The organism is Bifidobacterium sp. ESL0745 (assembly GCF_029433335.1).
GTDB lineage: Bacteria > Actinomycetota > Actinomycetes > Actinomycetales > Bifidobacteriaceae > Bifidobacterium.
This window is the reverse complement of record NZ_JAQTHX010000003.1, coordinates 1-13,797: the sequence shown is the minus strand read 5'-3', so window position 1 is coordinate 13,797 and position 13,797 is coordinate 1. Positions and strand designations below refer to the sequence as shown.

At 57.4% G+C, this 13,797-nt stretch carries 7 protein-coding genes; 2 read left to right on the top strand and 5 right to left on the bottom strand.

Features of this window, described 5'->3' with window-relative positions; translation table 11 throughout:
* Positions 1–22 precede the first annotated feature (22 nt).
* The 5 genes from ffh to cysS form a co-directional block, all read right to left on the bottom strand.
* Positions 23–1,681 carry a signal recognition particle protein gene (ffh, locus tag PT275_RS08150; RefSeq protein ID WP_277153900.1) on the bottom strand — a complete coding sequence of 553 codons (1,659 nt, stop codon included), beginning with the start codon at positions 1,679–1,681 and terminating at the stop codon, positions 23–25.
* A gap of 131 nt (positions 1,682–1,812) precedes the next feature.
* The gene (locus PT275_RS08145) at positions 1,813–4,359 is read right to left on the bottom strand and encodes a BspA family leucine-rich repeat surface protein (protein ID WP_277153899.1); all 2,547 of its coding nucleotides are present in this window, start codon (positions 4,357–4,359) and stop codon (positions 1,813–1,815) included.
* A 293-nt stretch (positions 4,360–4,652) separates the two neighbouring features.
* Positions 4,653–6,929: a BspA family leucine-rich repeat surface protein gene (locus tag PT275_RS08140; protein WP_277153898.1), complete on the bottom strand. Its 2,277-nt coding sequence runs from the start codon at positions 6,927–6,929 to the stop codon at positions 4,653–4,655.
* A gap of 283 nt (positions 6,930–7,212) precedes the next feature.
* A complete protein-coding gene (locus tag PT275_RS08135; protein WP_277153897.1) occupies positions 7,213–9,504 on the bottom strand; it encodes a BspA family leucine-rich repeat surface protein in 2,292 nt (763 codons plus the stop codon).
* Between the two features lie 308 nt (positions 9,505–9,812).
* Positions 9,813–11,645 carry a cysteine--tRNA ligase gene (cysS, locus tag PT275_RS08130; RefSeq protein ID WP_277153896.1) on the bottom strand — a complete coding sequence of 611 codons (1,833 nt, stop codon included), beginning with the start codon at positions 11,643–11,645 and terminating at the stop codon, positions 9,813–9,815.
* Between the two features lie 101 nt (positions 11,646–11,746).
* Between cysS and PT275_RS08125 the strand changes: the two genes are divergently transcribed.
* Together PT275_RS08125 and PT275_RS08120 are read left to right on the top strand one after the other, a co-directional pair.
* Positions 11,747–12,469, top strand: coding sequence for a type 1 glutamine amidotransferase (locus tag PT275_RS08125; protein WP_277153895.1), 723 nt, complete (start codon positions 11,747–11,749; stop codon positions 12,467–12,469).
* Between the two features lie 296 nt (positions 12,470–12,765).
* On the top strand, positions 12,766–13,797 hold a 1,032-nt coding region (locus PT275_RS08120; protein ID WP_277153894.1), incomplete at its 3' end, for an ATP-binding cassette domain-containing protein.

Sequence of the window (13,797 nt, the reverse complement as noted above, 5' to 3'; positions counted from 1 at the left end):
TCGGTTATCCAACGGATATGGCTCAGCCAAGCAAGCCGGAAAGGCCGCCGCCGAAGTTTGGTGGAAGGTTCGGGGTGCCGTTCTCGTCGGTGCCGGCAGCGTCCATGGCCGCCTGCAGGCCTTCAGGAAGGGCGGGATTCTGCGGTTTCTTGGCGAAGGCCGAGCCGCCGGAACTTTTCTTGCCGGCGAGCTTGGCGCGTAGCGCCTTTTCTTCGGCCTCGCGCTTCATCGGGTTGCCGGACTTCGACTTGCCCTTCTTCTTGCCTTTCTTGCCCTTTTTGCCGTAGCCGCCGCCTATGGCCGGGCCGCCCATGCCAGGGATGCCGCTGCCGACCTTGTTGGTCATGCGCTTCATCATCTTGGCCGCCTGCTCGAAACGTTGCAGCAGACCATTGACGGAAGAGACCGTGTTGCCGGAACCGTAGGCGATGCGGGCACGACGGGAGCCGTCGATGATGGAGGGATCGCGGCGCTCTTCCGGGGTCATCGAGTGGATGATGGCTTCGGTGCGGTCGATTTCGTGCTCGTCAAGGGCCTCGAGTTCCTTGCGGTGCGCGGCCATACCGGGGATCATCCCCAACAGGCTCTTCATCGAGCCAAGCTTGCGCACCTGCTCGAGCTGATCCATGAAGTCGTCGAGGCCGTAGGTGCCCTTCGCCATCTTCTTGGCGGACTCCATGGCCTCCTGCTCGTCGAACTCCTTCTGCGCCTGCTCGATAAGGGTCAGAATATCGCCCATGTCGAGGATGCGGGAGGCCATACGGTCGGGGTGGAAGACTTCGAAGTCCTTGAGGCCTTCGCCGTTGGAAACGAAGAGAATCGGTTTGCCGGTGACGCTTGCGACGGAAAGCGCTGCACCACCTCGTGCGTCGCCGTCGAGTTTGGAGAGCACCACGCCGGTGAAGTCCACGCCCTTGTTGAAGGCCTCGGCGGTCTGCACCGCATCCTGGCCGATCATTGCGTCGATGACGAAGAGGATCTCGTTGGGATTGACGGCATCGCGGATATCGCGGGCCTGCTTCATCAGCTCCTCGTCGACGCCCAAACGGCCTGCGGTATCGATGATGACCGTGTCATACAGTTTATCTTTGGCGTACTGAATCGAGTCGCGCGCAACCTTCACCGGGTCGCCGCTGGTCTGGCCGGGAGCCGCCACGGCCTCGCCGCCGTCGGACTGCACGCCCTTTTCCGGCGCATAGACCGGCACATCCGCGCGTTGCCCGACCACCTGCAGCTGGGTGACGGCGTTCGGGCGTTGCAGATCGGCCGCGACCAGCAGCGGGGTGTGGCCGGCGTCTTTCAGCCAGTAGCCGAGCTTGCCCGCCAGCGTCGTTTTGCCTGCGCCCTGAAGACCTGCCAACATGATGATGGTCGGCGGGGTCTTGGCGAAGTTCAACGGACGGTCGACACCGGCGCCGAGAATCTGCGTCAGCTCGTCGTTGACGATTTTCACCACCTGCTGCGCGGGGTTCAGCGCCTGCGAGACCTCCTCACCCAGCGCACGTTCACGCACACGGGAAGTGAAGGAGCGCACCACATCGAGCGCCACATCGGCGTCGAGCAACGCGCGGCGAATCTCGCGGATCGTACCGTCGATGTCCGCCTCGGAAAGCTTGCCTTTGCTCTTCAGGTGCTTGAACGCGTTGGAGAGCTTGTCTGTCAAAGAACTGAATGCTGCCATAATGTCTCAATTCTAGCGGTTCGTAGGGAGAAGTAAGAAGGAAACAGGAAGCCCCGACGCAGTGTATAACTGGTCGAGGCTTCCTGTTTGTCAGGAGTGCAACCTCCTATGGTTCAGCGATTCCGTTGTAATCAGCGAGTTGTTGCTGAACGATGCAGTGCAGCGGGGAATACATTACGACGCTGGTAGGCGAACATCCCCAGTATGGACAGAGCTGCAAAGACGAGCATGAAGAGCCATGCCGGAACCATGCTGCTTGTTGTCTGCGTCGAGATCGGGCTCAGAGCAGCGCCTTCAGCATTGCAGATGATTGCAGCGGGAGCCACGGAGCCTCCCGAGTAATAGGCGACTGTGCAAGATCTCTGTTTTGCCTGCGGTGCAATGTTGTTCGGCGTCCCATCTTCCGATTGGTCGGCGGGTACAGGAACCTTGGAATTGGTCGGCGTCATGGTGTTGCCCATTCTAGGAACTACTGCGACTGCTGTGGTTTCAGAAGCTGTGGCAGTAGCTGAAACGGCAAGTGTTTGTGCCATAGGCAGGCTGGGCATTGCAGGCGCAAGGACAGGGGCCGTGGTCTTAGCCACAGGTGCGGTCACGGACGGGGCTGGTGTTGCCGGCTGCACCGTCACGTTACCTGCGCTGCCATTGGTGTGGCTTTCATTTACCGCACCGGTTGCCGGCGTGCCCGTCTCGTTTGTATGGCCTGGCTTGGAGACTGAAGGCTTCGCCGTGCTTGCTGAGCTTGAACTGTCCGAATGAGACGGTTTGCTTGTGCTCGGAGTGGTCTGCGTAGGGGCGGCAGGTGTTGAAGTTCCTGGGTCGGCAGGCGCTGAAGTTCCTGGGTCGGCAGGTACTGAAGTGCCTGGAGCAGGCGCTGGTGTATCTGGAGTGGTAGGTGTTGTTGTACCTGGAGTGGCAGGTACTGAAGTACCTGGAGCAGGCGCTGGTGAACCTGGCGAAGGGGCGGCAGGCGCTGTTGTTGTACCTGGGTCGGCAGGTACTGAAGTACCTGGAGCAGGCGCTGTGGAATGTGCAGGCTCCTCGGACTCCTTGACGTCCTTTTTCCAAACCGCGTAGAGCGTTGTATCCGCACTGGTGAGGTTGACCGGATCGCCGGCAAGGTAGTCGGCGGCAGTAGCGTTCGGAGTGGTGCTCCAACCCTGGAAGGTATAGGTGTCGGTGGTTCCCGCCCCCTTCGTGAGCGTGAACGGGTTGCTTGCGGGCAGGTTCATCGCGGTGCTCGTCTGCGTGATATCGTATTTCTGGCCGTTGCCCGTAATCTGTTGCGCGGCATCAAAGGTCGGGAATGTCACGTTTAAGGCGTTCACGCCGTTGACTTGCGCGTCGGCCGTCAGGTTGCCGTCGGCGTCGGCGGTATACCCGTCGGCAGCAGCCTGAGCCGTGTAGCCAGCGGGAAGGTTGGCCTTCAGGTTGAGATTGGCCGTACGGCTGAGATAGGGTGTTTGGTTCTGTGAGTTCACGCGAGTATAGGTGCCTGCGCGGTTCGCGTCATTTGTCAGGGTCGCGTTGACCTCTTCGGTGGTCTGGGGCTTGGGATCGTTGATTGCCTGAGTGGTGCCGGACGTGCCGTTGGACAGACCGGTGATTTTCAACCACTTGCCCTTGTACGCACGGGTCTCCGTCCACCATCCCGAGTCGCCAGGGGCGTTGGGGTCGATGTGATGGTCCATCTCGAAATCCTTGAAGGCCGACAGCTTCGTTTTGGGCCCTACGGTCAGGGTCTCAAGGCCGTTCCAGGAAAGCATGCCATCCGTATTGGTGGCGTTGGCGGTGTCCCAGCCGCTGAGGTTCAGCGTCTTGAGTCCGGTCATGTTCCAGAACGTCTGATACATGTTTTCCACCGAGCTGACGTCCCAATTGCTGAGGTCCAGGTTGGTGAAGGCGCGGTCCTCATCAAATATCGAGCCGATGTCCTTGACATGGCTGGTGTCCCAGCCGGTCGTGTCAAGGTCTGTCATGTTCCAGTCATACTGGAACATCGCCTTCATGTTCGTGGTGTGGCTGGTATCAAGGTGGCCGTTGCTCTTGAACGTTTTGAGATTGACGTTCAAGGTATCAGTTTCCCATGTATCCCAGTTGGTTTCGTAGTAGTCGCCCCATTCGGCGAACATCCAGCGCGCGTCCTCCGGCAGCATGGTCTTGGCGTCTGGGGTAGTGCCGTCGAAGACGATATGCTTGGCCTGCGAGAATTTCGCCGCCCGTGCGCCTTTGTCGATTTGAGCCGGAGCATAAACTCCCGAATCCAACGTTGCTTGGCGGGAGTAATAGGAGTGCCATTCGTTGTCGATGTCGGCGTAGGTCTCCAGGCCTTTGAAGTCGTTTTCCTGGTTCGGGTCGGTGGCCATGAAGGTCAGGGTGCATTCCCCGCCGTATTCGGCGCTGGGCGCCAAGGCCCAGTAGCCGTGGCTCATCTCGCCTCTGTCGTTGCAGTTCTGGGCGGGAGGTTGCGTGGAGGGTTCTTCGTCCTGTGCGCCTGGCTTGGCGGCGGCCCGTTGTCTTGGTGTGGTGACCGCAGACATCGGTGCCACGGTCTGCTGGGATTGCCCAGTCGTTGGTGATCCTTGCGTTTGGGGATTTGCGGCCTGTGCCAGAACGGGCGCAAGCAGCATCGCGGCGACAATCGTAGTCCCGCATACTATTTTAAGATTCTTACGCATAAACGCATCGTCCTTAATTCTTCTTCGTAGAAATATCGTATAATGTGCCCAATTTAATTAGATACATTCCTTTATATTCCCCACTTTGGTTTTTATTGTAGTACGTTATATTACAAAACGCAAATAACTTGATGGCTGTGTGTGTTTTTGTGAGCAAGGTCATAGTTTATGCGTAAATATTTCCTGAGCGCATTGCAGTACGCGATATGATTCTTCTCACCAGGTAACCATAAAAAAAGGAGGAGCCCCGCTTGATTGCGGGGCTCCTCCTTGATAAACCGGATGCGTATCGGTCAGGCAACTGCTTCGGCGCGGTGTTGCGCGGCGAGGAACTCGTTGCGGCGCCTGTAGAGGAACATGGCGATCAGGGACACGGCCGCGAGGACGAGCATGAACAGCCATGCCGGTGCGACGGTGCTGGCGATGTGGCCTGACGTCGCGATCGGGGTCATCGTGGTGCCATCGGGCTTGCAGATGACTGCGGCCGGTGCCACAGAGCCTTCTGCATAGTAGGCAATTTCGCACGACTTCTGCTTTTCTTGCGGCGCGACATTGTTCGGTACCTGACCAATGGACTGATCGGCTGGCGTCGGGGTTGTGGGGTTGATTGGCGTTGCGGCGGTTCCGGTTCTAGGAGCCACTGCAACCGCAGCCGTTGCCGGAGCCGTAGTGGCAGCCGCTGGAGTCGCGAGTATTTGTGCTGCGGGAAGTGCCGCCGCTGCTGGCGCAAGCGTAGGCACCGTGGACGTGGAGACCGGAGCGCTCAAGGCCGGAGCTGGAGTGGCCGATTGAACCGTCACATTGCCTGTATTGCCATCAGTATGGTGCGCGCCTGATGCGCTGGTTGACGGTTTGCCCGTCTCGGTCGTGTTGCTCGGTTTGGAGGCCGAAGGCGTGCTCGTGCTTGCCGAAGATGTGCCGACACTCGTGGTGTTCTCTGAAGGCGTGCCCGTGCTTGGGGTACTGCCTGAAGGCGTGCCCGTGCTTGGGGTACTGCCTGAAGGGGTACTGCCTGAAGGGGTACTCGTACTGGGAGTGCTGCCCGAAGGCTCGCTCGAGCTTGGGGTGTTCTCTGAAGGCGTGCTGGGCACAGGTGTCGTCTCGTGATGATTGTTCTCTTCGACGTCCTTCTTCCAGACAGCGTAGAGCGTTGTGTTTGCGCCGGAGATGTTGATCGTATCACCGTCGTTATGATTTGCTGCTGTGGCATTTTGTGCATCGCTCCAGCCCTTGAAGGTATAGGTATCGGTGGTTTCCGGTGCTGCGGAAAGCGTGAACGGATCGCCGGTCGGCAGCTTGATATCGGCTTTCATGGTATCGATGGTCTGCGGGGTGCCGTGGTTGACGAGGTGTCCGTCGGCATCGTATTGCGGCATGGGCACGTTGCTGACGCGTGTGCCGGAGGCTGTGGCGTGGAGGTTCCCGAGTTCATCGGCGGTGTAACCGTCTGCGTCCGCTGTGGCGGTATAACCCGAAGGCAGGTTGGCATAGAGGCTGAGTGTTTGTTGCCGGTTGTTCGTCCAGACGTACGTTCCCGCGCGTTCGGGGTCGTTGGACAAAGTTAGCGAGAAGTCGTAGATTTCCTCGGGTGTGGAATCGGTATCCGCTTGTGTCGTGCCTGACGTTCCGTCCGAGAGCTTGGTTACTTTCAGCCAAGTGCCGGGATAATTCGGGTCGTTATCGAAGCTGGTTTCATCGAGGTTCGTCAGCTTTGTTTTAGGGCCGATGGTGAGCATGTTGAAATCGTCCCAACCGAACATCTGATACATGTCCTCGACATTGCCGGTGTCCCAGCCACTGAGATTCAACGCTTTTAGATGAAGCATGCCCCAAAATGCCCATCTCGTTGTATTCAAGGAGCTTGTATTCCAGCCGCTCAAGTCCAGGCTGCTAACACCGCAGCCGTCAAACATCGAGGTCATGTTTTCAAGACTGCTGGTGTCCCATCCGCTCAAATCCAAATCTCTCATAGTGTAGGATGCCTGGAACATGCCTTGCATGTTTTTGGTATGGCTGGTGTCGAGGTGATTGTTGCTGTCGAAACTTTCGAATCCATAGTTCCAATCGCCAAACATGAAGGACGCGTTCTCCGGAAGCTTGGTTTTGTTTACGCCGTCAAAGACGATATGGTTGGCATTCGAGAAATTATGGATAGTGCCCATATGGGCATATGCGCCATACATGTGAGAAAAGTCGGATTCAAGTCCGGTAAAGTCGTTTTCCTGAACTGGGTCGGTCGCGGTGAAGGTCAGGGTGCATTCGCCGCCGTATTCGGCGCTGGGAGCCAAAGTCCAGCGACCGTGCGTCATGGGGCCGGTGTCGCTGCAGTCGCCGCCTTGGGCGGAGGGCTCCAGTCCTTGTGCGGAAACGGAAGGAGCCGGGGTACCGGTTTGTTGCAACGAGGCCTTGGACGAGGGAGTAGATGCCGATGTTGTGGCTGTGCTTTGTTGGGATTGCCCGGTTGCTTGTGATCCTTGTGTCTGTGGGTCGGCAGCTTGTGCCAGAACGGGCGCAAGCAGCATCGCGGCCGCGATCGCGGTTCCGCATACTACTTTAAGATTCTTACGCATAACGCATCGTCCTTAATCGTTTTCTTCTGGGAATATCGTTCTATAAAACCCTATTGGTATTTCATGCTAAATATTCCCTAATTTCAATAACCAATTATAATGTAACACAAGTTAATACAAAAGACAAGTCAAAAGCGATGGCGATTCCTATTTTCTATCAAAGCCGAATGTGATGCTTACCGCAGTGCTGAGGGTACATTTTTGGGTTCAGACGGATTATAAAAATGGGAAGCTCCGACCCGAAGGCCGGAGTTTCCCATTTTTCTGTATTGGATGCGTATGGTCAGGCGACTGCTTCGGCGCGGTGTTGTGCGGCGAGGAACTCGTTGCGGCGCTGGTAGAGGAACATGGCGAAGAGGAACAAGGCCACGAATGCGAACATGAACAGCCATGCCGGTGCCAGAACAGTGCTGGCGATGTGGCTGGGTGTCGTGCTGGCGGTGTTGCTCCCACCCTCGCTCTTGCAGATGATGGCTGCGGGGGCCACCGATCCGTCGCCGTAGTAGGCGACTTCGCAGGTCTTTTGTTGCGGGACGGGTGCTGATGCCTGAGGCGTGCCGCCGATGTTATGGTCGCCATTGCCACCGACCGTCGCATTGGGTGCCGCGCCGTTGGCATTGGGTGCAACGATGCCTGTGACCGGTGCGTTGGCAGGTGCCGCTGGTGTCCCCACGGTAAGTGCCGCAGGTGCGACCAACGGTGCTGCGACTGGGACGAGGGTGAGCGCCGAAGGAGCTGCAATTTGGACATTGACGGCTGGTGCAGGAGTCGCCGCTTGCACGGTTGTGCCGCTCATATGCTCAGGAGAAGCCGAGCCTGTCGATCCGGAAGTTTCAGAGGTATTCGTTGGAACCTGTGGCTGTGAGGATGGAGCGGTGCTCGGAACCGTGGGCTCGCTCGGCGCAGTTGGCGCGGACGGCGTTGAGGGCGCCGAGGGAACCGATGGAGCTGTGGGTTCGGATGGTGTCGACGGTTCAGAGGGAGCTGACGGGGTCGTGGGTTCGGATGGCGTAGTCGGTTCAGAGGGAGCTGACGGGGTCGTGGGTTCGGATGGCGTAGTCGGTTCAGAGGGAGCTGACGGAGTTGTGGGTTCGGATGGTGTCGATGGTGTCGATGGTTCCGACGGCGTGGTCGGTTCCACCTTCTGCCATACGGCATAAAGGGTCACATCACTACTGGCTACATTCACGGTGCTGCCCAGCGCGTGGTCGGCAGTGGTGGCTCCTGGGGTAGCGCTCCATCCCAACAGTGTGTAGGTGTCCGAGGTCGGGGAAGCGGCGGTAAGGGTGAACGGGTTGCCGGCAGGCAAGGCGACGTCGGGGTCGAGAGTGTGTACCGTGCTCGGGGTGCCAGGGCTGATGACTTCGCCATTGGTATCGAATTGTGGCATAGGCACGTCGTTGACGGTCATATTGGTGGAGCTCGTGCTCAGGTTGCCATTACCATCAGCGGTAAACCCGCTTGCACTGGCCGTAGCGGTATAGCCGGAAGGCGGATTCGCCTGCAGGTTGAGCGTGCGCAGCGGCGCGGTCTGCCAGACGTAGGTGCCTGCGCGGTTGGGATCATTCGCGAGGCTATTGCCGAAATTGTCCTGAGCTTGAGCCTGAACGTTCGTCAATGGCTCCGTCGTTCCCGACGTGTTGTTTGACAGATGCGAAACCTTTATCCATTTGTCTGTGTAGCTTGTGCCGGGTGCTGATGGACTTGCATGGAGAGCCGATGGCACGGGATTGCCATTGAAGCTTCGACTTGAGAGCCTTGTCTTGGGGCCGACAGTTATTTTGTTGACCCTGCAGAACATGGCATCTGTGTTGCTGGTTCCATCGGGTTTGATCGTAAGATTAAGCTTGCTGGTATCCCATTTGCTCAGATCCAAGGTATGGATGTTGCAGGCGGAATAGAACATGCTATTCATGTCGGTGACGTTGTGGGTGTCAAAGTCGGCGACATCCAGAGTTGGCAACTGAATCCCGTCGAACATCGACCGCATGCTGGTGACATTGCTGGTGTCCCAGCCGCTTAAGTCCAAAGAGGTCATTCCGCGGTCTCCCTGGAAAATGCCTTGCATGTTTTTTACATGGCTGGTGTCTACAAGGCCGTTGCCTTTGAAGGTCTTGAGGTAGGTGTGATTCGGAGTCGGATCCCAGTCGCCGAATAGGAACGCTGAGTTTTCAGGCAATTGTGTCTTGTTGATGCCGTCGAAAACGATGTGTTTGGCGTAAGCGAAATTGTGTTCGATCTTCATGTGGGTGAACGGTGCGTCGGTGCCTGGCTGGATTTCCAAACCTGTGAAATCATTCTCTATCAGAGGGTCGGTTGCCGTAAAGGTCAGCGTGCATTCGCCGCCGTATTCGGCGCTGGGTCCGAGGGTCCAGTGGCCGTGGGTCATGGGGCCGGTGGTGCCGTCGCATTCACCGCTTTGTGCGGATGGCTCCATGCCTCGGGCAGAGACGGCGTTGGTTTGTTGTGGCCGGTCGGTTTGTTCGGAAGGATCAGCCGCCTGTGCAAGGACAGGTGCCAGCAGCATCGCGGCTGCAATAGACGTTGCAATTACCGTTTTGAGACTTCTATTCATAACGCATCACCTTTAAAATCGTTCCGTTAGAAGGTATCGCCCATCATTACCTGTGCTCATATGGACTAAATATTCTTTTATTGGGATATTAAGGTTATTGTAAGGCAATGAAATACAAAATGCAAACCGAAAAGACTAATAATCATTTATTCTTATAATTGTTAGGGTAAAAAATAAGCGTATATACAAAAGTCGGAGATCAGATTCAGCGTCCGATCTCCGACTTTTATGTATCCGACCCGTACATAAATGATGGACAGGTCAATGCCGATATTCGCCGCGAATAGTATCGCTGCCTGTAGCGAATGCTACTTCAGACTCCAGGTGGAACCGGTGGGCTTGTCTTCGATGGTCACTCCCATGGCGTTAAGGCCATCGCGAATCCTGTCGGCGACCTCGAAATTTTTGGCTTTGCGGGCGGCGTTGCGGGCATCAAGCTGGTGCCGAATCATCGCATCCAATAGTTTGTGCTCGGCCTCGGCGTCGCTGCTGCCGAGTGCGCTTTGCCCATCAGTGCCTCCCACGCCAGCAGGATTGTTCCAAGGTTCGGCGAGCGGATCAAGGCCCAAAGTATCAAGCATGGCACGAATCGAAAGCAGGGTCTTGCGCAAGGCGACGCGTGAGGTGAGAGCCTCGATGGCATCGCAGGAAAGGCTGCCGTGTGTCAAGGCGAAACGAGCCTTGGCATCCTCCTGGATCGCCTCTTGGGGCATGTCGGAGTATCGCGCGTTCACTTGCGCGAGTGTGGCTTCGAACTCGTCCACCAGCACGTTCAAATCACTACTGTCTATCGAGTCAAGCACCGCTTGCTTGGCTTCCAGCTCACCAATCAGCGAATTGCCGTGACGGATGGCGGTGAAGATTGCGGCCGTGGCTCCCGAAACGTTGATATCGTCGTTCATCGCGTCCACAAAGTCGATAGGTAATTGGTCGGCACTCACCTTTTCGATTTCCGCGCGGCTTGGCTGGCCGTCGGTACCGAGTGCCTTTCCGGCGTGATCGATGAAATTGCTGATGCGCTCGTAGGCGGACTGCGCTTCGGCAAGCGTTTGGTCGCTCCATTCGAGCATTGAGCGATATTGTACGCCGCCCAAGGCATAGCGCACCACCCAGGCCGAATTCTGCGCGAGCACGCTCGGTACGGAAAGCCCGTTGCCCAGCGACTTCGACATTTTCTCGCCCTTGGCTGTCACCCAAGCCGAGTGCATCCACACGTTGGCCGATTCATAACCGGCTGCGCGCGTCTGCGCCATCTCATTTTCGTGGTGCGGGAAGCGCAGGTCAAGCCCGCCGCCGTGGATGTCGAACATGCCGTCGAGATAACGATGGCTCATCGCCGAGCACTCGATATGCCAGCCGGGGCGGCCGGTGCCGAACGGCGTCTTCCAACGGGCCGTTTCGGGATCACTTTCCTTTGAAGCCTTCCACAGCGCGAAATCGCGCGGATCGTGCTTATCGGGAGAATAATCCGCAGGATCGGCCGGATTGTATTTGTCGTTTCCGGACTGGTCGATGCTGGGGCCCATTTCGTCGGCTACGGCTGCGGCGGAATCCACTTCCGAAGTCTGCTTCTGGTGGGTCAGTTCGCCGTAATGCGGCCAGCTGGCGACGTCGAAGAACACATTGCCGCTCGGATTGCCGTCAGTGTCGGTGATGACATAGGCGTGGCCGCGGTCAACCAGGCGTTGAATCAAGTCAACCATGTCGCCGATATGGCCGGTGGCGCGGGGTTCGTAAGTAGGGGCGAGCACGCCGAGTGTGTCGTAGGCACGCGTGAATTTACGTTCGTAATAATAGGCACGTGCCCACCATTGCTGGCTGGCAGCTGCGGCCTTGTCCAAAATCTTGTCGTCAATATCCGTGACATTGCGGATGAACGTGACGTCGTAACCAAGCTTTTGCAGCCAACGGCGGACGATGTCGAATGCGACCGCCGCCCGAATGTGGCCGATATGCGGCGAGCTCTGCACCGTCGCGCCGCACACGTAGATCCCTACTTTGCCGGGCACGATCGGCGTGAACGTCGACACTTCGTGAGTGGCGGTGTTATAAAGCTTTAGGTCGACGGCGGCGTTCGAGAGAGCTTTCGGCTGATTCGATTGAAGAGGCTTGGAATTCTGCGGTTTTGTGGCGTTTCCCATAAGTCACAAGGATATTGGCTTTAGCCGACAAAGCCGAGGAAAACGTTCGCCTGAAGTCAATCAATACAAATTTTGGGGTGACGAAATGACACAATGGAATTATGATGACGTCGAAAGTGCTTATTCTGCAACATGTCCCGTGTGAAAAGCCAGGACGAATCCTTGATAATCTTGATGACCTTGGCATGGCCAGCCAGACCTTGAGCATTGCCGCTCAAAGTGATCCGGATGTGCCAAAAAGCGATGAAATAGCCGGGCTTGTCGTTATGGGCGGCCCGATGGGGGCGCAGGATTACAAGGAATATCCGGGGCTGAAAACCGAGGCCAAACTGGTGCGCAAGGCCGTGAAGGCCGGCAAACCGGTGCTCGGCATCTGCCTGGGACACCAGATCATCGCCACGGCGCTAGGGGCCAAGCTGCAAAGCGGGAAATGCTCGGAAATCGGGTTCGCACCGATCAAGCGGGTCGCAAAGAACGATTGGTTCCCGCTGTGGGAGAACCAGATCAATGTGCTCCATTGGCACAACGACGTCGTTTCCGTGCCTGAGGGCGGTCAACTTCTGGCATCCTCGAAGTACACCGAAAACCAGGCATTTTGCTATAAAAGCGCGCTCGGCCTGCAATTCCATCTGGAGGTTACGCCGACGCTTCTGGACGAGTGGCTCAGCGAGCCTTGCATGGTCGAAGGCATGAAGAAAAGCCAGATTGCCAAGATTCGCGAGGATTTCAAGCGCTATGACGTTGAGCTGCAGCCGCTCGCCGATCAGGTCTTTTCCTCGTTCGCCGTGCGTTGCGCCGCCAGCGCTCGTGCGATGAGTGAGTGATCGGTTCGGCGGTTCGTATTTACACGCTAGGCGAGTGGCTTGCCTATCAGCTTGTGCTCGCGTCCGTCGGCTGATTCATTGGCCCTTTCTCGTGCCAATGCGACGAAAAGCACGAAAAAGCGGCTGAAAGTGTGCTTTTGGTCGCAGTTTTTTATTGAACGCGACGAAAAGCATGGGAAAGTGTGCTTTTGGTCGCGTTTTCGGTGATGGCGCGACGAAAAGCATACAGAAGATGTGGCAACTGATTCGGTTGCAAGCTCAAGGGTGTTGGCCGGCGGCGGTACCATCGAATCACTATGCCGACTTATGACTTGGGACTTGAACACGTTTCGCTTGATTTTGCAACCAAAAACATTTTCACCGATGTAACGCAAGGTGTCTTCGAAGGCGACCGCATCGGTATCGTCGGCAAGAACGGCGACGGCAAATCAACGCTTTTGCATTTGCTGGCCGGTACGCAGCAGCCCGATTCCGGGCGCGTGACCACTCGTAATGGACTGACTTTTGGCATGCTCGACCAGCGCGATCCGCTCGATGACAATGCCACGGTGCGTCAGGCTGCGCTCGAGGGGCGTGAGGATTACCAGTGGGCATCTGATACGCGTTCGCGCGAAATCGTGGAGGCGTTGCTCGGCGGCCTGAGCCTCGACGCCAAGGTCGGTTCGCTTTCCGGCGGACAACGTCGGCGTGCCGATTTGACCCGTTTGTTGCTGAGGGATTGGGACATTCTCGCGCTTGACGAGCCTACGAACCACTTGGATATCGTGACCATTCACTGGCTGGCAGAACACCTGAAGAACCGTTGGGCCGCGGGGCAGGGTGCGCTGCTGCTGGTTACCCACGACCGCTGGTTTTTGGACGAGGTCTGTGAGTCGATGTGGGAGGTGCACGATGGGGTGATCGACCCCTTTGAAGGCGGATACAGCGCTTATATGCTCCAGCGTGTCGAGCGCGACCGGCAGGCCGATATCCGCGAGGAACGGCGGCGGAACCTCGCTCGCAAGGAACTCGCGTGGCTGACTCGCGGCGCTCGAGCCCGCGCCACCAAGCAGAAGTTCCATGTCAAGCAGGCCAATGAGCTCATCGCCGACGTGCCGCCAATGCGTAATACATTACAGCTCAAGCAGATGGCGACCTCACGGCTGGGCAAGCAGGTTGTCGACCTCAACGACGTGACCCAGATTTTCGAGCACCCGATAGGCACTGTTGCCGGTGGCAACAGTGCGGTATCAAGCGGCGTAGCTCAAAATCTTGCCGGTGGCAACAGTGCGGTATCAAGCGGCGTAGCTCAAAATCTTGCCGGTGGCAACAGTGCGGTATCAAGCGGC